Source organism: Paenibacillus sp. M2 (assembly GCF_046713495.1).
Classification (GTDB): Bacteria; Bacillota; Bacilli; order Paenibacillales; family Paenibacillaceae; genus Paenibacillus; species Paenibacillus amylolyticus_B.
Window position 1 is genome coordinate 5,277,233 of the sequence record NZ_CP169648.1, and the last position, 24,709, is coordinate 5,301,941.

A 24,709-nucleotide genomic window follows, 5' to 3' on the forward strand; every position below is an offset into this window, starting at 1 on the left:
ATTGAGCTACCATCAGATCAGCTCGTCGTAGAGCTCTTTCATTTCTGCAAGTGCTGCTGGGACACGCTCACTAAACCAGGCAACATCCTGCATATCAAGCAGGATATTCGGATACATCCGCGAGAGCGTAGATACCAGAACACCGTGCTCAGCAAGCTTGCTATTTAACAAAATATCAAAAGACATCAATTCAAACGTATAATCAGCCGTATCCGTAAGCGGCTCCGTGCAACAGTGATAAGAAGCACAGCCAGACGGACCCTGAACAATTAAAGGCAGACCTACCTTCACTGCTTCCTGGCAGAGTATGTCATGCATCATCTCAGCGTGGCGGTTCATGCTGTTCATCGCCTGTCCTCCATTGCGGCCCAACATTTCCAGCGTAGCTTTTACAGCAGCTGTACCTAATGGATAGCCATTAAACGTACCCGCATGAATTACTTTTTTGTCTACAAGCAACTTCATGATATCCGCTCGGCCAACCAGGGCTGACACCGGAACTCCGCCACCGGCGATTGCCTTCCCAAGTGTAGTCAGATCGGGTGTTACACCGAATAACTGTTGGGCACCACCGAGTCCCATACGGAATCCTGTTATAATCTCATCAAAAATGAGCACGACCTGGTACTGGTCACATAACTGTCTGACTTTTTGCAGATAACCCGGAGCAGGCATGACTCCGCCTCCATTTACACAAACCGGCTCCATGATTACTGCTGCAATGTCGTCTCCATGCTCGCGAAATAGTTCCTCCAGACGGACTGCGTCATTCCATGGCAGGAGGTAGGATTGAGATTCCATGGCATCCCTTGCCCTCCCCTTTGTTCCTTTCATGTCACCAGGATAGTCTGAAGGTACAGGCAAACCTGTACGTGCAGTCTTGCCACCCATAATATTGTCCGCATTGCCATGATAATGGCCTTCAAAACGTACAAAGCGATTTTTACCTGTCCACGCCCGGGCAAGACGAAGTGCATTCTGGACAATCTCCGTGCCTGATAACCCAAAACGAATCATCTCTGCTGAAGGTACATATTGATGGATCAGTTCCAGAGCCTCTGCATCCAGATCGCAATGACTTACGGAAAGAACACGGTCAATGGTATCCTTCAGACACTCGTTATACTCCTCGTTGCCGTGGCCAACAATGAGGGCACCAAAGCGGGCATATAGATCCAAATACTCGTTGCCGTTCATGTCCGTCACTCTGCTTCGGGAAGCATGCTTGAAATGGAGCGGCGTCTCTTCCCAAGGAAGGTGAAAATTATAGTGGACACCGCCAGGCAGCCATTGTTTCACCCGCTGATTGTACTGCATCATCTCCGTGATCATCCCTTATCGCCTCCCCCACTTGTCTGGTTTACTGCTTCATATCGCTCCAATAACCTGATCCGATCTTGCGGATCATCCAGCGAATAGGCTGCAGGCAAGGTCTTATTCTCAGCCATCATATTTCTTACGCTCTGGCCTGGACCGATATCGATCCATACCGTCGCTCCCAGATTTTGAACGCGTGCCAATGCCTGATTCCAGCGAATAGGTTGCAAAAGCTGGCTGCTCAGCAGCTGAGGAATGTCCTCGGCTCCGCGAATGAACTCACCATGTACTGTAGAGCATATGGGAAACACCGGTGCAGAGAAGGAAACCCCTGCAAGCATCTCTTCAAGCTCAGGCTGAATGAACTGCATCAACTCGCTATGATAAGGTGCATCTGCCTTCATTGGCATCATACGAAAAGGAATGAATTCCCCACCGTAGCCATCCACCTGATCATCCAGCAGTTGAAGACCCTTCACAGTACCTGCGACGACAAACTGTCCCGGTGAATTATAACCGGAGATCGTCACATACTCGTTCTGACGAATATTCTCGACTAATTCTTCAAGCGCTTCTTGGGTTACATCAACAACAATACCCGCTCTTCCTTTTTGCTCCTGAATGGAGCGATGCATCAACGCACCACGCTGAGCTGTAAAACGGATTCCATCAGCAAATCGCAATGCACCCGCCGCTACTAAAGCCGAAATCTCCCCCAAACTGTGACCTACTGCATAATCTGGAGTCATTCCAGTCCGGCGAACAAATGAGTCAAATAGAACGTAGCTTGCCGTCAGTACAGCAGGCTGAGCATATTCAGAGACCGTCAATTGATCCAGGGTCCCTTCCATAACCAGTGCCTTCAAATCAAATCCAATCACCTCGCTTGCTTCCGCAAAGATCTGATTCGCCTCCGGCTCACTGTCCAACAACTCGCTGCACATTCCGATATACTGGCTTCCCTGGCCAGGAAATAGCGCACAAAACGTCATACGCCACCGCCACGCTTGTAATAGGCTTTTAATCCGTAATGCGAGATCATCTCCTGCTGCATCTGAGAAGAACCTTCAATAATCTCCAGAATTTTGGCTTCCTTATACAGCCTGGCAACAGGATATTGGTTACTAATTCCGTTCGCACCATGCACCTGTAACGCATCGCTTGCAACTTCAACAGCAACTTTGGACGTAAAATATTTGGCGATTGTTGTCTCCATGGCAGCCTGCGGGTCCCTGGCTTCTCTCAGCTCGGCTGCCCGTAAACATAATGCTCGTGCTGCATGGACTTTTGTCACCGCATCTCCAATCATGCCGCGAATCAGCTGAAAATGACTCAGCTTCTGATCAAATTGCTTCCGCTTCCTTGAGTAAGTCACCATGGCATCCAGCGCTTCCTGCGCAATCGCCAGCCCTGCCCAGGCTATGCTATATCTGCCCTGATCCAGCGCCCCGGTTACGATGTACTCAAAACCTTCATTTAGACGTCCAATAATGTAATTCTTTGGTACACGCACCTCATGGAGATCAATCTCAGCTATACCTGTCTCTCCCGCAACCATGACACCTTCAATAGGTTTGGTCTGTACACCCTCAAACTGGCGTTCTACCCAAAAAGCAGTGCTTCGTCCCTGATTCGAGGCAATAATGATAAATACATCTGCCAAATGTCCAAACGTGATCCACTTCTTTTTTCCATTCAAAACATAACAGTCCGATTCTTCTCTCCACTCGGTCTTTACACTTTTGGCATCCGAACCAACTTCCGGTTCAGTCAGGCCAAAGGCAGCAATCCATTCTCCCTTCACCAACTTGGGCAGCCAGGACGATTTTTGCTCAGGCGTTCCGAAACGTACCAAAGTTTCACTTACAAGTGAAGTATGTACCGTTAACAAGCTGCGAACGGCTGGAAGAGCCTTGCCAAATACTTCAGTCAACAGCCCGTACGCCCTGGGGCCGAGACCCATGCCGCCATATTCAGCGGGGATCGAGGCAGCCAAGTAACCTTTTTCAGCCATGGCACGGATCAATGTTCTGGGAATGGCTTGCTGCTCTTGAATCTGTTGAGCATACGGACGAATTTCACGGGCAGCAAACAATTCAGCTTCATGAATGATCTCTTGCTCTATATCCGCTTCAATCATTCGGCAACCCCCTCTTGAAGAAGAGATTCATTGAGATAAGCGGCGAACTCGGCAATTGTTTTGTATTCAAACAACGCAACCGGACTGATGTCAACTTGAAGATGCTTGCGCGCACGGTTAATGATCTTGAGCGCCTGCACAGATGAGACACCAATTTTCAAAAAATTCATCTCTTCATCAATGTCTTCTGGCTCCTGATTCAACGCTGCTGCAATCTCGCTTTTGATAAAAAGCTCAATTTCTTCTTTTGTCATATCATGACCTCCGTTCCCTGATTCACATCTATCCAATGTACATACGGCTCGAATGGATGTGCTGGCAGATGTACAATCTGGCCAGAGCCATTCGGATGTAACTGTTCCCAATCCAGCGCAGCACCACGTACATAAAGCTGTCCCAGTAATAAAGCAAGCTGATCCTCCATGGTAAGCGTCGACTTGGCAGACAGGCGAATGAAGCTCTCCTTGCCACTGTATTCAAGCTGCTGCACTGTCTGATCTGCAGCAATCATAATTACAATGTCGGCGCTTGCCATCTTGCCAGGTGTGTCTTGCAGACTGTCTAACGTCACTCTGTTGTTCACTGGAATGGATTGGCTTGCATGAGCGCTGTGATGTTCCTCGCCATCCAGATGTAAACTGGATACAAGCTCCTCTCCTGCAGCTATTCCTCGAATCTCCTGAATGGAAGGGACCAGACGTACAAGTGTCTCAAGCAAGGTCACCCAGTAGTTCAAGGTGGATACCGTATCTTCATTAGAATCGTCTGGCCTGATTACCTTACGAGCTTGAGCCTCATCTTCTCCGCAAATCTCATGCCCCCCAACCACAATATTGACACGAGCAGCTCGGTTTCTAGGCTTGAAGCCAAATTCCATCTCTTCGATGTTCCACTCTCCGGTTGAGCTGACAGTTACTGCTGCACGATGCCGATAATGTTTTCTATATCTGTTTCGGGTAAAACAAAGATCCTCTGGTGCCAGGTCCACATGTTTCTTCACATACTGCTCCGTGTTATCAATCAGCTTTTTTAAAGCATGCTCTGATTTGGCAGAGAACGTTAACAACTGGCCTCGTGCCGGGGCAACTGCACGGACAGGGGCTTTCCATTCCTCCAGCACAATGTGGGCATTCGTACCTCCCAGTCCAAATGAACTGATGCCTGCCTTCCGTGTTTTTCCTTCAGGTACATCCCACGTTTTATGCTCGCTAACAATATGGAACGGCGATTGGTCCAGTCGTAGGGCCGGATTCGGATTATCCATATGCAGACTTGGTGCCAGTTCACCATGCTGCATACTGAGCAGAACCTTGGCAAGACTGGCTCCACTGGAGGCTGCAAATAAATGACCAATATTGGTTTTGACTGAACCTAATCCAATCGAATTGTCGCTTGTGCATCCCTTTTCCCGGAACAGTCGGAGCAAGGCATTCACCTCAATTGGATCTCCAATCCTTGTCCCCGATCCATGGGCTTCAATATAAGAAATCTCGCTCGGATTTAGGTTGGCATCGCGATAAGCGGCACGGAGCACCTCATATTGTCCCTGAGGGTTGGGTGCCATAATGCCCAGGGAATATCCGTCGTTATTCACCGCTGTCCCGCGAATCACACCATAAACATGCTTATTGTTGCGAACTGCCTCTGTTAGCGGCTCCAGATATACAACAACAGCACCTTCTCCCAAGACTGAACCATCTGCTTCCCGGTCAAATACCTTCGTATGTTGAGTGGAAGAACAGATTCCAGCATTGCGTGATAGTTGATGAACATGCGGTGTAGCCAAAATGTTCGCTCCACCTACAACTGCTCCAGAGATACGCTTGTCCTGAATGGCCGCCACAGCTTGTGTCAGTGCTACCAGAAAAGAAGAACATGCTGTATCTATCGACAGTGCCGGCCCTGTAAAATTGTACATGTGTGAAATGGAGGCCGCTGCAATATTGGACATATTGCCTACCATAGCGTGAGAATGAACAGCCTTTCCAAGGCTCCGGTTCATATAATCAACAACCAGATCGAAGTATGTGCTTGGGTTAATCCCTACATACACACCCACATCACGCTTCTCCTCATGATCCACGAGCATACCTGCATCCTCCAGCGCCTCATGAGCAACTTCCAGCAACTTCCGATGTTGCGGATCCATAAATGCAGCTTGTTCAGACGGGATTTCAAAGAAGTCGTGATCAAACGTATCCGGTTGCTTCAGTTCCCCAATCCAGTCATCCCAACCGGGTTGCTTGGAACGTGTTGCACGCTCTAAGCTAACCCGGTCAACACTATCTAACCCGTTAACCAGATTGCTCCAGAACTGCTCTTGGGTGTCGGCATCAGGCAGACGCAGAGACAGCCCGGTAATAGCAATAGCACGATGTACATTCAGGTGATTATCTGTTGTTTCAGCTTGTTCAAAGTCCTTCTTTTCTGCTGGAAGTTCCTGCAGATATTCCACCATCTCACGTACTGTACTGCAAAAAACAAGTAGTTCTTGTCCTAATTCACGCCCCATATGTGCAGACAGCTTGTCAAGTAATTGATAGGAGAGAATGGAATTGCCTCCAAGTGCGAGAAAAGAAGTATCCATCTCAATCTTTCCTGCGGGTAATTGAAGAATTTCGGCCCAGGCTTTACGTACGGTATATTCCAAAGACGATGTGGAAACCGTCTCGTGTTGTTGCTGTTGTGTGTTTTGGCGAATCAGCTCTTCAATGGCCTCGATGTCCTTGGTAAATACTCCACGCTCATATTCGTTTCTCAGCATGAAGCGCTGGACCTTGCCACTCGTCGTTTTGGGAATAACCTTGATTGGGAGAACATGGGTGATCTCAATACCCAATCCAGCCCTCATACGTTGGATCAGATCCTGACGTACATCCAGAAACTGTGGAGTGCCCGATTTGTATTTAACAAATACAAGCAGCTCTTCTACTTGTTTGAGGCTGTTAAAGTGCCCGACTACCGTCAGATTCCCTCTAGGAATGCTGCTATTCTGGTACAAAATTTCTTCAAGATCATGCGCATAATGGTTCTGTCCCCGAATAAACACAATGTCCTTGATTCGTCCGCTTACAACCAGGGAGCCATCAGCCATATAACCCAAGTCTCCAGTGCGAAGCCACCCATCCATATACATTTCACGATTGATCTCCGGGAGACTGTAATATCCGGAGGTTACCGATTCCCCACGGATCTGGATTTCGCCAACAACTCGCTCATCCAGCACTTCACCCTGTTCATCCGCAATCCGGATTTGAATCCCTGTCATGGGATATCCTTCATGAACAAATTCGATCACATCCGAAGTATGGCTATCACTGCTAGGCAGCTGGACTGGCACAGCCAGTCCATCCTGCACCAGCCGCGAACGTGAAATACGTTCAATTCGCGGCTCTTCCCCCAGTCTGGAGGTACATACACCTACTGTCGCTTCGGCCATGCCATACGCAGGAAACATCATATTGGGACGATAGCCACAAGAGCTGAATTTTCTGACAAATCGCTCAATAACAGACGTTGATATAGGCTCTGCACCATTCAAGGTCATACGCAGTGAAGACAGATCAAGCGTTGAGAGCTTGGAATCCGGGATCTTCTGAACCATCCATTCGAAACCGAAATTGGTACAGCAAAACCATTTTCCCTGATGCTCCGTAATCTTGCGCAAGAACAGATAAGGCGACCGTACGAAGGTATAAGGTGACATCACCATGATGTTGGCTCCACTCAGGACGGGTGTCAGATGCTGTCCAAATATCCCCATATCATGCGTATGCGGCAACCAGGTAAACACATTATCTCCTTCTTCAGCTCCAAGAAAAGTCTTGCATGCAATACTGTTGGCGATAATATTGTGATTTGTTAACTGCACACCTTTGGGAATTCCCGTGCTTCCTGATGAGAATTGCAGGAACACAATGTCATCAGGAGAGGTTGGGCATAGATCAGCCATCTGCTGGCCTGCTTGAAGCTGATTCACGCTAATCAACATAAGATCTTTGAATACCGGACTTTCCGCAAGCTGTTTATACTTGGGCATGTAGGCTTCCTCGACGATCACAACCGGACGCCCGAGTACCTCCCACACTTTCGTGAATTTCTCCAGACCAGCTGAGCCTGGTTCCCAGGCGGCTGGAGGACTAACAGGGGCGACAATAATGCCCCCCAGCATACAAGCCCAAAATGTACGGTAAAATTCCTGTGACTGGTCAATTTCCAAAATAACGACCTGTCCTTGTTGAATGCCTTGCTCCTGAAGAGACTGCAGGTACTTGCGCGCCTGCATCAGTAATTCAGGATATGATTCAAACTGTTCGTCACCTGAAGAGCTGATATAGGTCATTCCCTTTTCTGGATGAGTATCTGCAATGTAGATTAACATCTCAGCCACTGTTGAATAATGCTCTGGCACAATCAGCTCGGGTCCTCGCTGTATGGATTTACTGGACATGTTGCACCTCCATTGCCTCATTGTGAACTACCACTTTCACATCGCTACCAAGCTTGTCATCAATCAACTGTTTCATACGTTTGATGTCCAGACCAGCCTGACAGGCCAGATGTACGTACAGACACTCTTCGTCGTAGCGAATAACCCATTCGAATTGGGCGAGTCCCGAATTCGAATCTTGGTCATCCGACGACTGAGACGACATTGGGATCGCTTCGCTACTGGAGATGAAGCCTTGATAATTGAACAGAATCATCTGACGCGGCTCCTGTTCTGCTTGCCTGTAGGCAGTTCCCAATTGTTCCTGTATGCCATCATATTGTGCCGAGAGGGAAGAATCATGTGTAAGTGCCATAAAGTTAATGCTGTGTCGCTTCGTAAATCCCAGACGTTCCAACAGATCTTCCTGTGTGAATTCACTGTCTACCAGCACTGGAATCAGATCAAGGAATTCTCCCACATATTCGTAGTAGGATTCTTCGCCATACTCCCTTCCGTAATGCACTAGGGCTATTGGCAATTGGCTTATGTTCAGATAAGCCGCAATGATGTTGGCAAAAGTTTCAAAGCATGTCCACCAAACATCTACAGGCTCCTTCCCTGCAAGGGACAACTCGACAGTCATCGCTGAAGGCGACAATGTTTCTGTTTCCTTCAACTTGTTCATGACGATGGTGTTACATCTATGCCATGCCTGAAGTGAAAATTGTTTCTTCATTTCATCTTCTGATACCCCTATGGGGCCTTGAGACAGAAAATTTACATAATCCTCATAATTTCGATCACTCTCGAGCTCTACACCTTGCGGTCTATATAATGCCTTCGACTCAAGTTGTTGTTTGATGATTTGGGCACTCATACCATCAAACGCAAGGTGATCAAAACTCCAAATCAGCTTATGCTCTGTGGCTCCTGTACGCAAAATACATAGACGCCATGGTAGTTCCTTCAACGTATACGTTTTGTGTAACAGAGACTGAACCAGTCTGTACTCCAGCTGCTCCATTGTAGCCGAAGCATAATGACGAATATCAAGATACGGGATAAGCTGTTGCAGCATGTCCGCCGCTAATGACATATCACATGGATGCCAATACAATTGTTCTTCCTCATATATTATGCTGTGCAGTAACTGATGCCGGGATATAACCCCAAGTATCAGGTGTTTTACAGCTTGTTCATTCAATTCGCCTTCCAGCGTTGTTGTAAATCCGCTTGCTCGTGAAGTCGTAGAAGCATGTGCTTGTTGAATTGGAGATAGTCGGAATTGACCCATAGGGGTCATGCCAGCCATAAAAGATGAAACCTGATTGCAGCTGTTTAAGACATGCAGGACCAGGCTGTCCAGTTGTTTCTCATGAAGTGTTATGTCCTGTGGTATGACTATCGGGGACTGAATATGCAGGCTATCTTCGGACCAAACTGACGCCGGAGGATTAATATCTACCAATTTGGCAAGTCCTCTAACTGTCGGATATTGGAATAATTCGTTCACATTGATGGCAATTCCTTCTTTTGCCAAAATTTGAGTGAATGCAATCGCTTTGAGCGAATGCCCCCCATTTTGAAAGAAGTGATCTTCCACACCAATGCCTGGATTACCCAGGATCTGTTGCATGGCGGCAAGAATGACACGCTCTGTTTTTGTCTGAGGTGAACTCACTTCCATAGACCTCTGCTGCTCTTCAACCAAATGCTCGGACAATGCTCTTCGGTCCACTTTGCCATTGGCATTAATCGGAAGATGATCCATTCGAATAATTCGTGCAGGCACCATGTACTCTGGCAGTTGCTGGTGAAGTTCTCTTCGAATATACTCAACATCTGCCCCAGTGTCGCTTGTATAAAAAGCGGCAATGTATAGACTTCCTGATGGTTCTGTAACTGTCATGACAAAGGCATCACGAACTCCCGAAAGACGCTCCATGCAATTGCCTATCTCCGATAACTCAATGCGAAAACCTCTAATTTTGACCTGGAAATCCGAACGTTCAATAAAAATCAGACTGCCGTCAGCCAGACGTTTGACGATATCACCTGTCCGATACATTCGTTCTCCCTTGCGGAAGGGATCATCAAGAAAGTGTTTTCGGGTAAGATCCTCACGGTTAAGATATCCAATACCCACCGCATCCCCACTGATATACAGTTCACCTGGAACGTTGGGTGGCACAGGCTTCAGCTCATCATCCAGAACATACAAAGCTGTGTTAGACAGGGGGTAACCAATGGGCAGTGAGCCAGTATAAGGCTCTGTTTGCTGTAATAAGTGGTAGGAGGCAAAAAAGGTTGCTTCCGTTGGCCCATATCCATTCAATAACCTGCCCGGACCCACACATGCAAGCGCTTTGTTGGCATGACTCACCGATGCAGCTTCACCACCAAACATCACTCTACGCACATTCTTCAAGCATTCAGCATCCCAATCCACCAGCATATTAAACAAGGATGTCGGAATATAAAATACTGAAATCCGTTGCTGTCGGATGACATCCGCCAAACGAGCCATATCCAAAATGGTCTCTTTTGAGATTAATACAAGAGTAGCGCCATTTATTAATGAAGCAAAAATATCGAAAATGGAACCGTCAAACGCATAGTTAGAAATTTGCAGGATACGATCCTCTGGCACGACGGTGACAAAATTGCTATTTTTCATGACTTTGGTGACATTGCGATGACTCATCACAGTCCCTTTCGGGGTTCCTGTAGACCCTGATGTATAAATGATATAAGCCGGGTCAAGAGCGGTCGTGTTCATATCTTCAACGGGCTCCTGCATGTCTCCTGAATCAAATGCTGCCAGTTCATCTGCCGGCACGATACAAGGAACTACAGATTGCCATGTGGAGGCATAAGCCGTTTCAGTCAATAACACAGCCGCATCGCAATCTTGCAAAATAAATTCAATTCTCGATGGCGGCGAAGCCGGGTCGATCGGAACATAACTGCAACCGAGTTTGAGTGTAGCAAGAATACTGATCATCTGGATCGGTCCACGGTCCAGAATGAGAGCAATACTGGAGCCTGATTTTATCCCTTGTCCAAGCAACCTGAACGCCAGCCACTGAACACGTTCATTCAGATCCGCATAGCTCCATTCACCGTCTTCCCAGACCAATGCTGTCTTCTGTGCATGCACATGAACTTGTTCCTCGAATAATTGGGAAATGGTCGCATCTCGCGGATACTGAGCGGCATTATCGTTGACTCCGTACAGCAGCCATTCCTCTTCCTCCGGTGTAGTGAGCTTAATCTGACCAATTCGTTCATTATGCCCTGTTGTGATCTGAGACAGGATATACCGGAATTTATCCAGCATCAGTTCCATGGACTCCGCTTTAAACAAATCCGAGCGATAGTCAAGTTCAACCGTGTACCATTGCTTGTGCTCGACCAGTGTCCAAGTCAGATCAAATTTGGCATCCACCTTACCTTCGACCCATGGTTCAAGCATTAGTTCCCCGGCTTCAGGATCATCGGTTCCCATATTAATGTAATTTAACACCACATCAAATAGGGGGTTGCGGCTTAAATCACCGAATAGACCAAGTTGTTCCACCAGTGCTTCATAAGGATAATGTTGATGCTCATAACAGGATAACAGCTTGCCACGCATCTCATTCAAATACGTCTCTGTGGACCATTCTCTGTCCATGCTGGTGCGAATGGCAAGCATGTTCACGAACATACCCATAACGTTGTTGAGTTCTGGCTTCTCACGCCCCGCAACCGCTGTACCAACGACCAAGTCGTCTTGACCCGTATACTTCCAGATTAATAGATTCAAAGTTGCCATAAACAACATATAAGGTGTAAGCCCTTGTTGAGTACAGAAGTCATTGACCTGTGTGCTTAACGACTCACCAAGTTCAATGGAACGTCTGTCTCCGCTGTAAGATGACGCGCCATGTCTTGGGAAGTCTGTAAGCAATTCAACCGGTGCAGGCTTGTCCTCAAATTCCCGTATCCAAAACTTGGCGTCTTCAACAGATTGTCCGTGTGACGCATCTTCATCACGCCATTCCGCATAATCCTTATACTGAATGTCAAGAGATTGTAATGTTTCTCCTCTGTACATGCGAGCAAAATCCTGCATCAGGATCGCAATGGAACTCTGATCCGAAATGATATGATGCATGTCGATGAATAAGATGTGTTCCTCTTGAGAAAGGCGAATGAGCTTAACACGAACCAATGGTGCGCTGGTCAGATCAAAAGGCTTTATCCATTCCATGACCTGTTCTAACCCTGCTGTTTCTAATTCCAGCAACTCCACCACGCTTGGAACCTGCTCCTCGACAATTTGGAAAAGCTCACCGTCAATCATTTCAAACCTGGTACGGAATGCTTCATGTCTCTCTACCAGTGCATCCATGATTACTCTGAATTGGGCAGGGTCAAGTTTTCCTCTTACCATATAAGAGCTGGCGAGATTGTACGCCGTACTCTCACCTTTCATCCACTCATGTACCACATACATTCTTCGCTGTGCAGAAGTGGTCTTGTATTTCTCTTTCTTAGTAACTGGCAAGATTGGGTCCACTGAATTGGAGTCACTTGTAGCCTGGTGTTCAGCAATCCATTGAACCATGTGTTCAAACACAGAATGATCAAAAATCTCTTCCAGCCCCAAATTTAGTCCAAACATTTCTTTAATCCTCGACGCCAAGGAAATCGCTTTTAAAGAATGACCTCCAAGCTCAAAGAAATCATCTTCAAGGCTGACTGTTCCATTACCAAGCAACTCCTGCCATAATTGCGATAATACATGCCTTATCTCATCATCAGTCCGTTGAACCGTGACTTTCCCAGATGGAGATTGGTCTAATGCTGCGATAGAACCCGCTGCAACCTGCGACATACCTGCAAGCTGATACAACGCAACATCATGTTGATGAACAATGGGATCAAAGGAATACGTCGGCAGGGAGATTTTTTGCCTACGCCCCGTTCCGTTTAACTGTTCCCAATCCAACTCCATGCCAGAGCACCAGCAAAAAGCAAGTACTTTCATTAAATACACGTCTGCCTCAAGCAAGCTCTGACGATCTCCAGTAAGAGCAATGATGTTTGGCTCTGATAATGAATCCGGGGCTATTTGTTCTGTATCCTGCAGCTGATTCGAAACGATCCACAGCGTATGCCCAGCAGATTCAGAAAGCGTCTTGCGATTTAGCAGCGTGAACAGGAAATTTGGAGATAACAGTGGTGCAATACTCGACGCAAGGTCTGTTACATTTGCATCTGTCATCCTTCCTGTCAAAGCATCTGACAATGCTCCTTCTTGTAGTGACCAATGCTCCAGATTGTATAGAAGCCCAACGGCATGTACTGGATCAAGTGCATCACTAATAACCAATCCCACCAGTTCGCCAACGCCTTGTCCACAGACAGCATCCGGCTTGATACCAAGCTGCATCACGGTTTTATAAAGAGCATATTGCACAACAAAGCACTGCATGCGCTCAAGCCTTGAATCGGTTAACGATCGCCCTATACCCTGGCGAATGGCATACTGTTCCTTGGACTCAAAGAGATTCAGTATCTCTTCAAAGTGCTGCTTGAATATCTCTGAGACCTGGCTGCGATACACAGAAGCATATAGTTCCCGAATCTTGCGCGCTTCCCAACTTGCATTTCCGCTGAGATAAAACATGACCTTAGGCTTCCCATTCATCACACTTGCCTGTGTCTCAAACTCTACAGACTGCTCGCTTGGCGGAATATAACCATCTACAACGATTAGTGCTTTACGATGAATGAATCTGCTTCTTCCCTTCTGTAGTGTCCATGCAGCATTGGGCAACTGCTCCGGCAATGCATGGATCGCCTGTAGAACCGAATCGTACGTGCGTTCCAGCGCAGATTCACTTTTGGCCGAGAAGGGCAGCAGAAGCAATGATTCATAATTGGCTTGGCTCTCTTGGACGGGCGGTTGCTCCAGAATGACGTGAGCATTAGTACCCCCGATCCCAAACGAACTGACACCTGCTCGCAGGACATGCTTCGCGTCTTCTAATGACTGTGGCTCCTTGTTGATATAGAAGGGACTATGCTCCAGTTCCAACATCGGATTCGTCCGATTCATATGAATCTGTGGCGGAACCACCCGGTGATAAAGCGTCAGTACGGTTTTAATAAAACCGGCGACACCTGCTGCCGCATCAAGATGCCCAATATTGGCTTTCACAGAACCTAGAGCACAATAATTTCTACGATCTGTTCCCCATGACTGCCTGAGTGCTTCGATTTCAATCGGGTCACCCAGTTTGGTTCCTGTTCCATGCGCCTCCAGATAGGAGATCTCTTTTGGAGACACTCCCGAACGATGAAGAGCTGATTGAATAACCTTGACCTGCCCGGCCACACTCGGTGCCGTATATCCAATCTTGTCCATGCCATCATTATTAATCGCTGAACCTTTAATGACTGCATAGATATGATCTCCATCTCGCTGTGCGTTGCGGAGTGACTTGAGCACAACCATTCCGCATCCATTACCAGACACAGTACCAGATGCCTGCTCATCAAACGGCCTGCAATGACCATCCTTTGAATAAATCATGCCTTCATGCCAGCGATAACCTTCTTTGAGCGGATAGGAGATAGAGACACCTCCCGCAAGTGCCACATCACACTCCCCACGAATCAGCGATTCAGCAGCTTGGTGGATAGCGACCAAGGAAGTTGAACATGCGGTCTGTACGGCCATACTCGGCCCTCTCAGATTTAATTTGTGAGATACTCGGGTTGTAATATAGTCCTTTTCATTTAAAGTCATGGCTTCAAAAGCATGTAGCAAATTACCGGAACGACCTAGAAATTGCACCATCCATGGTAAGCTCAGTCCACTTCCGGCAAACAATCCTATAGATCCCTCATAACTGTAAGGATCACACCCGGCATGCTCAAGCGCCTCCCATGAGCACTGATGCAGCAGCCGTATTTGCGGATCCATCATGTTGGATTCCTGATGCGGATATTCGAAAAATCCGGAGTCAAAATACTCAGTATCTTGCAGTACACCTTTGGCCCGTACATAATCGGGATGTTTGAAGTCTTCCGGTCGTACACCCGCAGCGTTTAGATCCTCCTCATTCAGACGGGTGATGCCGTCCTTACCTGCCATTAGATTATCCCAGAACTCCTCAATATTTCCTGAGCCGGGAAAATGCCCTGCCATGCCAATGACTGCGATATCCGACAACGAAGAATCTCTGCTACTGTGGTCTGAAGCAAACGAGATACTCTGTTTTGGTCTACTCTGTGCCGGTCTGTTCTGCTCCACTTTGCTGTGTTCAACTGTGCTCATCACATCATCTTTGGGAGCTGTTGTCGGGTCCGGGTTCGTAACAGGATATCCAGCCGTAGCGATATGCCCGCTCTCCTCTCGCACCTGTTGTGTAACTGTCGGCAGCATCTGCTCAGCCACCAGATGAGTGACCAGTGATGCAATGGAGGAATGCTCAAACAATTGCACCAGCGGAATGCTTTGATCCAGATAGGCATTCAGCCGATTATTAATCAGAATAAGCCCCAACGAGTTGCCTCCGATGTCAAAAAAGTGATCATGGATATTAACCGTATCCAGATTCAATATTTCCTTCCAAGCTGCAATGAGCATCTGCTCCAAATCAACTTTTGCCCGCTCCATTCCTTGAATCGATGAGCCATAAACCATAGCAGGGTTATCCCTCTCTGCCGTTTCAAAATCAGCCAGACGAAGGGCATTGCGATTCAGTTTGCCATTAGGCAGCACAGGCAGATTTTCCAGACAAATCAAGCGAGAAGGCATCATGTACTGTGGAAGCCGCTGCTTTAACCAGGTCCGAAGCTGTACGTCTTCATCTTCCATAACGGAAGGCCCAATCCCAGGCTTCAGACTGTAGAAAAGGATTAATTGCAATGAATGTTGCTCGGCCCCTTCTACCTTAACGACAGCTTCTCTTACACGTTCATAATTCATCGCTGCCTGCTCAATCTCGTTCAGTTCAATCCGGTAGCCACGAATCTTCACCTGCTGATCCAACCGTCCCATTAACTCAACATCCCCATCCGGCAGTATACGGGCCAGATCGCCAGTTCGGTACAAACGGCCTCCCAACACATTCGAGTTTGCAATGAATCGGGCATCGGTCTCAGCTGCATTGTGCAGATAACCGCGGGATAATCCTTTTCCTGCAATGCACAGCTCTCCATAACTTCCAGGTGGCAGTATTTCACCTTCATCATTCAGAATATAAATCTCTGTATTGGTAATGGGCTTGCCAATGGTAATCGCGGCTGTGTCATTCAATTCTTTGGTCGTTGACCAGATCGTAGTTTCCGTTGGTCCATACATGTTAAAGACTCGAGCGGGCGTAAGCCGCTTCAGATCGGTGAGGAGTCCCACAGGGACATTTTCCCCTCCGGTAAGAACACACCGCAGATTGCCCAGCGCCTGAGCAAATTCCGGATTTTCGACAAATGCCTTAATGCGTGAGACCGTGCTAAGAATGTGCGTAACACCATGTTCACGTATTCGACGTGAAGCAAGAGCCGGGTCAAGCTGTTCCTGCTCATTGGCCAGATACAGCGAATATCCGGTACATAGTGGTGCCCACACTTCAAATCCGAAAATATCAAAAGATATGGTCGTTACACTGATGATGCGATCTGTCTCATGTGCAAAAATATGTCGGTGCCTGATGTCCTCAACAAAATTGACCATCGCCTCATGAGTAATCATGACCCCTTTGGGACGACCCGTCGATCCTGAGGTGAAAATCACACAGGACAGGTCCGAAGACACGAAGTTTACGTCCGGGTTAACGGATGCGCGCACATCCTGGGCAGTTGGATCATACACGAATCGCTCTCCGCTAAAAGTCACTGTGCCTTCTTCATCAGGCGTACACAGCAATACGTTCATTCGGCTATCTTCGATCATATTCACGATGCGCTGCGGCGGAAAAGCAGGGTCCAGAGGCACATAAGCCGCCCCAGCTTTCAGCACTGCCAATAGCATAATGATCAACGATTCATCACGTCTGGATAATATGCCCACAGGTTCATCCCGGCGTACACCTTGATCAATAAGCTTCCAAGCCAGCGTATTAGCTTTTTCATTAAGCTCCCTGTAGGTAAAAGCGGCTCCGGATGATACAAGGAGAGCTTTCTTGTCTGGTGTGTGTTCTGCCTGCAGCTCGAACAGCCGATGCAGACCCACCGCAGGAGTGTAATCCAGACGTGGACCAGCAAGCAGATGGACTGGGTGCTCATGAGAACCAATGTTTCTCTCAAACAGTTCGCTCAGAGACAGATTAGGCTGTTGTACAACCTCCTGGCAGAGTCCGATAAACTCCTGCATCATACCTTCAACTGTGTCCCGGCGGAACAGATCCATCGAGTATTCGATATATCCTTCAATCACCTGCTTCTCCCTGTTTTCTTGACAGGTCATTAACAGATCATAAGTAGACGTACCCGTCTCCACCGGGAAAGAACTGAATTGCAAACCATGAAGTTCGAGTCCATGCAAATCCATGTTCTGATAATCAAAACAAACATCAAATACCGGATTTCGGTTCAACTCACGTGTCACGCCCAGTTGTGCCACAAGCTCATTAAACGGATACTCCTGATACGCAAAAGCATCGAGTGTATGTTGTTTGAGTTCGCGTAAAAAATCAGTGTACGTACGATCAAACGTTGGAAAATTCCGCATCGCAATCATATTGACAAACATGCCTACCGTCTCTTTCCACTCCTCTTGCATCCTTCCTGCAACAGGCGTTCCTACCACAATGTCCTGCTGACCTGAGCGGTGTGCTAGAAGAAGATTCCACACACTTAGCATTACCATATACATGGATGCTTCCGATGAGGAAGCCAGCTTGTGCAAGTTTTGTGTTAACGAACGATTCAACGTGAAATGAAGACGTCCCCCTTGCATGGATCGCTGTGATGGGCGCTCCTGGTCAAGTGGAAGCTCCAGCACAGGTAATGAAGGGCCAAGATGGTCCAGCCAGTACGTTTGATGTGAATTGTATTCATTTGAAGCGAGACGCTGCTGCTGCCATACCGCGTAATCTTTGTACTGTAATCGGACTGCATGCTCTTTGCCAAAATATAAATCATTGAAGTCACGAGTAATGATTTCGACAGATGTACCATCTGCGACAATATGGTGAATATCAAAGAATAGCAGGTGCTTGCGCTCGCCTATCTTAATCAGTTCAACCCGCATAAGCGGAGCACTCCCCAGATCAAAAGGACGAATCAATGTCTCGATCATCGCAGGCAACTCTTGGTCATCTGCCACATGCTGCTCTGCATAGCCCATACTTAAGCGAACCGAAGGTTGGATGATCTGAACGATCTCAACGCCCCGTATCTCAAACGATGTTCTGAGCGCCTCATGATGCTGCATCAACTTTTGCAAAGCAGCCTCAACTCTTATACGGTCCAATTCACCTTCAATAATGGTTACAGACGGTAGGTTGTATGCCGTATTGCCTGGATCAAGCATCGCTTGTGTGAACATACGCATCTGTGCAGAAGAGATTGGATACGCATCCATAGTGGGTGCAGATTGAATTGTCTGTTGGTCCACTTTTGGTTTCGCAATGACATAGAGATGCTCCGCCAATTGAATAGGCGTTGAATGATTGAAAATATCTGCTACCTCAGGCCGAATTCCTAAATGAGACCGGATCCATGCAGACAAGCTGACTGCTTTGAGAGAATCTCCTCCAACCGCAAAGAAATTAACCTCTTCATCTAGATCATCGATGCCAAAAATCGTTCGATATGCATCCAGGACAATCTGTTTCAGTTGGTCTGAACCACCAGTATAAACTGTCCCTTTTATTAGAGTAGAGCCACTTCCCTTACCCTGCTCTGCATGCTGCCTATCATCCCCGGTACCCATTCCTTCCGCTGCTGATGAGCCAGAAAGAGAAACACTGACAGGATAGGATTGTTTGTTGAAAACATAAGTAGGCAGAGAGCATTTGCGTCGTACCGTCTGCCCTTTGAGCACCTTCCAGTCCGGTTCAATGCCTTCGCACCATAACTCCGCAAGTCTGCGGTTCACATAGATACTGTCCTGCTCTGTTTCCCTTACGTGACGCAGCATATTCAGTACCGTCTGGGAATCTCTTGATTGACTGTGCTGTCTGGCAAAGGAACTTAGCGTTCGTCCTGCACCGACTTCAATTAATACAGCCCGCTCATCCTTCAACACTTCAGCCAGGTTTGATTCAAACAACACCGGCTGTAAAATATGACGGGACCAATAGTCAGGTTGTGTGATTTCATCTCCAAGCGCCCATGTTCCACTGGTGTTGGACAGTAATGGGATCTGTGGCGTATGAAGTGAATGCTCTGCTAGATAACGTCTAAATTCCTCGGCAGCCTGATTCATCATTGGCGTATGGAATGCATGGGAAGTCTTCACACGAATGCACTTCCAGCCCAGTCCTTCAGCCTTGGCTTCCATCCGTGAAATGGCTTCAGCTGTCCCACCAATCACACTGGAACCTGTAGTATTCACCAGGGCAAGCCACATGTCTTCCTCCAGTTGTGACTTCACCTGCTGTGCATCCGCCATAATGGCAAGCATGACCCCGGGTTGTTGTTGCTGCATCAGACGTCCGCGAAGCCGAACTAACTTGACAGCATCTCCGAGTTCGAACACACCCGCTACCGCAGCGGCAGCCAATTCACCAATGCTGTGTCCGATCATGCCATCTGGCTTGATGCCCAGATCCAGCAGCGACTTGGCCAGCGCATAACTGGTCATGAACAGTGCGAATTGGCTGTACTCCGTCTGGTTTATTCGCTCAGGCTGCTGATCCCCGTATACAACGGACAGCATATCTTCTCGTTCTTCCGCAGGCAGAAGGTCCAATATTTCCTGAATATAACTTCTGAAGATTGGAGCCAGGCCTGCTTGCTCTGTAGATCTGTATAGTTCTGCACCCATTCCCTGATACTGACTGCCCTGTCCGGGGAACATAAAGTATACGGGACGGGTGTCTTGAGCTGAATGGTATACGCGTGCTTTCCCCAGCTGCTGTATCAGCTTGTCCGGATTATCCTTCGATGTCTTATCCAGAATGAGTGCCTTACGATACGCAAAAACAGATCTACCTGACTGCAAGGTCCACGCTGCGTTCGACACAGATTGATCCGGATGTTGAGTCAGATGTTCCATAATCCGTTCAGCGGTGCGGTTCAGTGAGTACTCTGTTTTGGCGGAAAAAAGCAATATATTTACGTCATCATCCGGACTGCACTTCTCCATCTCGGGAGCCTCCTCCAATACCATGTGAGCATTCGTGCCCCCCACACCAAATGAATTGATTCCTGCGCGCATGACTCCAACATTGCCCTGTTTCCAGTCCACACCTTGTGCAATAACTTTAAAAGGCGTATTCAAAAAATCAATCTTGGGATTAGGCTGCTCATAATTCGCTGTTCCAGGGATATAACCTTGTCCAAGACTGAGCGCTACCTTGATTAAACCAACCACACCTGCGGCTGTATCCATATGTCCCACATTGCCCTTGACCGAACCCAGATAACAAAATTGCTTTTGGTCGGAAGCAAAGGCCCGAGTTAACGAGTTTACTTCAATTGGATCACCAAGCAACGTTCCCGTACCATGTGCTTCGATATAACTCACCGTTTCCGGGTCTACTCCGGCTACCTTATAAGCATCCTGAATGACTTCAGCCTGTCCGTTTACGCTTGGAGCAAGGAAACTGAGTTTCTCTTGTCCGTCATTGTTAATTGCTGAGCCTTTGATGACCCCGTAGATATGATCTCCGTCCCGCAGAGCATCGGTTACCCGCTTCAGCACCACAATTCCCATACCATTGGAGAAGACGGTTCCACTGGCTGCCGCATCAAATGGACGACAGTGTCCATCTGTGGAGAACATCATGCCATCCTCAAATATGTAACCCCCTTCATTGGGCAACTCCACGGTGACCCCACCAGCCACGGCCACATCACATTCTCCAACGATCAAAGATTGACATGCCAGATGAGGTGTAACCAATGAAGTAGAACATCCCGTCAGAGCGGTATAGGCCGGCCCTTTTAAGTTAAGCTTATAAGCCATTCGGGTAGCGAGAAAATGATTGGTGCTGAGGGTAAATGCTTCGTATTTACTGCTATAGTTAGCATCGTTAAAAAGCACTTGACGGTACCATTCGAAGTCATCGGACCCGCCAAGGAACACACCCACCTTACCCGACTCATCCGGTCTGCAGCCTGCATCCTCCAGCGCTTCCCATATTCCCTGATACAGAAGTCTGAATTGGGGAGACAACATTTTGGCTTCACCGGGAGTATAGTCAAAGAACCCTGCGTCAAACTCATCGATGCCGTTGGCACGTCCTTTTGCCTTGACGTAACGAGGTGAACGCAGCAGCGCTTCCTCCACACCAAGCTCCCTCAATTCATCATCACTATAAAAGTGAATGCTTTCCCGCCGTTCAACCAGGTTACTCCAGAACTCCCTTATATCCTCAGCGCCCGGCACATTCACCGCCATGCCCACAATTGCAATGTCCTCACGCATAATGCCGTCTTTTCTTTGAAACAATTGTTCCCTTTCAGTCGGTACCCGAACTGCCTCATCCTTCGGACCCAGCGCGGCAAATTGACGCAATGTCGGGCATTCAAAAAAACGAGGAACAGGGAACTCCACATCGGTATAATGTTTTAGTTTATTGTGAGCCTGAATGACAGAAAATGAATTTCCGCCCAATTCAAAGAAATGGTCATCGCGCCCTACTCTCTCAACACCGAGCACTTCGGCCCACACTTCGGCTATAACCTTCTCAAGTTCGGAAGACGGGGCGGTATAGAACGTACTGGAAGTGTGAGCATGCGTAATATCTGCCATGAGTGCCTTCCGGTCAATCTTCCCACTGCTATTCAATGGAAATTCGGATTTATGTACAAAAACGGATGGTATCATGTATGCCGGTAACGAACGAGACAGGTGCTCTCTCAATCCGACAGAAGGCAGCTCCTGCTCTGACAGATAGTAGGCATACAGCAAGCCGGACCTACCTTCAAATGATTTCATGACTACCACGGTCTGGATGACACCCGGATAGGATGACAGCGTATTCTCAATTTCGCCTGTCTCCAGTCTGGCTCCCTGAATTTTAACTTGGAAATCAATGCGTCCCAGATATTCGATCGTACCGCTTGGGAGTGAACGTACCAGATCCCCTGTGCGGTACATGTACCTGAAATGCGCTGCGTCCTGTCCTTCTTGAAAGAAAGGATTAGGGACAAATTTTTCTCGGGTCATCTGTTCCAGATTCAGATATCCACGTGCAAGCCCAACACCGCTAAGACAAAGCTCCCCTGGAATACCTAACGGCTGAAGCTCATCATGATTTCCGACGACATACCATCTGGACTCATTGAGCGGGTAGCCAATCGGTACATTGCCCAAGCCTTCGTAATGGCTTAATGGATAATGAGAAACCCATATGGTGCATTCGGTTGGACCATATACATTTTCAAGACTTGCTCTAATGCCTAACCTGTTAAACTTCTCAATGATGTCAGGCGTAACTGCCTCTCCGCCAACAAACATCCATTTCAGCGTTTCCAATGCTGACAGATCGGAGCGGAGCTCCATCGTTTCCAGAAAAAGACGGAATAACGTTGGAACAAAGTTGATGTGGGTCACCTTATGTGATGCCACCGTAGACAAAATACGAGAAGGGTCTTTTTCTGCTCCAGGCTCAAGAATACTTAGTGCGCCTTCACCCATGAACCAGCCGAAAAGTTCCGTGGCCGACACATCAAAGGTATATGCTGTTTTCAGCAAGTAAACATCCTGCGCCTGCATTGGAAAACGACGCTCCAGATCAAGCAGTGTATTGACTACGCTATGATTTTCAACCATGACTCCTTTTGGCTTGCCTGTTGATCCGGATGTGTACATGATATAGGCAAGGCTATGCGGATTCAGCGCCTCTTCGAGGTTTGAGACATCCCCCGTATAAGCCTGATCGCCCTCAACGTAGATGTACTGGACATCCAGAGTCTCGTCATCTTTTTCGGGCTGCATAGCCAGCACTATGGATATGTCTGCATCCGATATAATATAGGCCTTTCTGGACAAAGGATAGGAAGGGTCTACAGGCACAAAAGCACATCCGGCTTTTAATACAGCCAATAGGGCTATGACCATATCCGAGGAACGCGGCATCTGCACGCCAACTGCCGCGTTATCACTTTTTTTACTCGCAACGATCTGCCTAGCCAATTGATTCGCTTTTGCGTTGACCTGCGCATAGGTCTGATGCTGCTTCCCTTCCATAAGAGCTACCCGCTCCGGGAAACGTGCTACTTTATCGTGAAATATATCCATAATATGTTGTGGAGTGTAGGGAAAATAAGAAGTTTGATTGAATCGGTAAAGTAAGTTTTCTTTCTCATCTTGCATCAGGAGGCTGAACTCACTGATTTTTTGATCAGAATTGGTTACTAGTTGATTCAGCAAGTATAGAAATCGTTGGCCCATTCGCTCCATTGAATCTTCACGAAACAAGCTTGGTTTGTATTGCAGCTTCAACTGAGCACCTTGCGGTAAACGGCTCAACACCACCATTAGATCTCCTGGAAACGTAACCTTATCCTGATCCAGAATACGAGTTCCGAGCATATCTTCCTCATAGGAATCATAAACAAAGGAGATATCAAACAACGATGGTGATCCGGGTTGAGCCTGTAACATGCTGTCTCTGACAATGAGGTTATTGGGATATCCGATGTTCCTGTACGTATCCATCCAGGTTGTGGCTACTTGTTGCAGCAGAGGTTTTAGAGTTGATTCGAGGTCAATATGGAATCGCATGGGCAACATATGGACAAAACATCCAATCGCTTCTTCCAAGTCCATACCGGGACGATGAGAATATGGGGAGGCAAAGGTGATATCGTCTGTACCGACATATTTACTCATAAGAATGCCAAAGGCACCCATAAAGAACATAAAAACGGTTACTTCATTATCTTTGGACATCTGTGTAATATCAGCCATTAACGTTTCCGAAATATCAAATCGCAGTTCATGACCAATTCCTTCTTGTAAAGAACCTGCTGGAAAGTCGTGCTTTAGAGAAAGAGGTTCCGCTCCCTTCATTTTGTTTAACCAGTATTCCCGCTCTTTGGAGTACTTGTTTTCGTGCAGTTTCTTGTTCTCTGCCTCAACATAAGAGATGAATCCTTCATCCAGCTTGACATCCACAGGCTGATCTTCAAGAAGACACCTATATGACTGAATAAGTTTGTTTTTCATCAGTTCAAGCGACATGCCATCACATATTAAATGATGAATACATAAGGTCAGAATATATCGGCTTTTATCCATCTGAACAATCATTATACGGAACAGAGGACCTTTCTCCAGATCAAAAGGTGTCCCGATGCATTCATCCACCAGTGCTTCTAACTGTTGTTCATTTGGATTCTCCTGATTCTCGCTACTTAGGTCCCACAAGGTAAGTGAATAATCCATATCTTCAAGAACGGATAACACGGGTACATCATTTTGAATCTCAATCCGAGTACGCAGCACCACTTGCTCATACATAAGCAATTCGATGGCCCGGCGAAATATCTCCATTTGAAGATGATCAAATTGAATTGAAGCTGAGATGTTATACGAAGTGGGATCATTCACCTGACAATCAAAATAGATTCCCTTTTGTGTTTCGGAAAGTTCAACGGTTTTTTGTACCATCACGACCACACCTCATCGTTTAATTGAGATTCAA

At 47.3% G+C, this 24,709-nt stretch carries 6 protein-coding genes; all 6 read right to left on the reverse strand.

Annotation, left to right across the window (positions count from 1 at the left end; translation table 11 throughout):
• Positions 1 to 12: 12 nt before the first annotated feature.
• From ACETMN_RS24405 to ACETMN_RS24430, 6 genes are read right to left on the reverse strand one after another with little or no spacing between them, the layout of a single operon-like run.
• Positions 13 to 1,332 carry an aspartate aminotransferase family protein gene (locus tag ACETMN_RS24405; protein ID WP_091013876.1) on the reverse strand — a complete coding sequence of 440 codons (1,320 nt, stop codon included), beginning with the start codon at positions 1,330 to 1,332 and terminating at the stop codon, positions 13 to 15.
• Complete coding sequence (locus tag ACETMN_RS24410) at positions 1,329 to 2,309, reverse strand: ACP S-malonyltransferase (protein WP_091013874.1); 981 nt, start codon at positions 2,307 to 2,309, stop codon at positions 1,329 to 1,331. Before ACETMN_RS24410 ends, ACETMN_RS24405 begins: the two co-directional genes overlap by 4 nt.
• A complete protein-coding gene (locus tag ACETMN_RS24415) occupies positions 2,306 to 3,457 on the reverse strand; it encodes an acyl-CoA dehydrogenase family protein (protein ID WP_091013872.1) in 1,152 nt (383 codons plus the stop codon). Before ACETMN_RS24415 ends, ACETMN_RS24410 begins: the two co-directional genes overlap by 4 nt.
• A complete protein-coding gene (locus ACETMN_RS24420) occupies positions 3,454 to 3,711 on the reverse strand; it encodes an acyl carrier protein (RefSeq protein ID WP_017687150.1) in 258 nt (85 codons plus the stop codon). The genes ACETMN_RS24415 and ACETMN_RS24420 overlap by 4 nt, the downstream gene beginning before the upstream one ends.
• Complete coding sequence (locus ACETMN_RS24425) at positions 3,708 to 7,907, reverse strand: beta-ketoacyl synthase N-terminal-like domain-containing protein (protein WP_179198428.1); 4,200 nt, start codon at positions 7,905 to 7,907, stop codon at positions 3,708 to 3,710. The genes ACETMN_RS24420 and ACETMN_RS24425 overlap by 4 nt, the downstream gene beginning before the upstream one ends.
• Complete coding sequence (locus ACETMN_RS24430; RefSeq protein WP_411736436.1) at positions 7,897 to 24,675, reverse strand: amino acid adenylation domain-containing protein; 16,779 nt, start codon at positions 24,673 to 24,675, stop codon at positions 7,897 to 7,899. The genes ACETMN_RS24425 and ACETMN_RS24430 overlap by 11 nt, the downstream gene beginning before the upstream one ends.
• Positions 24,676 to 24,709 lie beyond the last annotated feature (34 nt).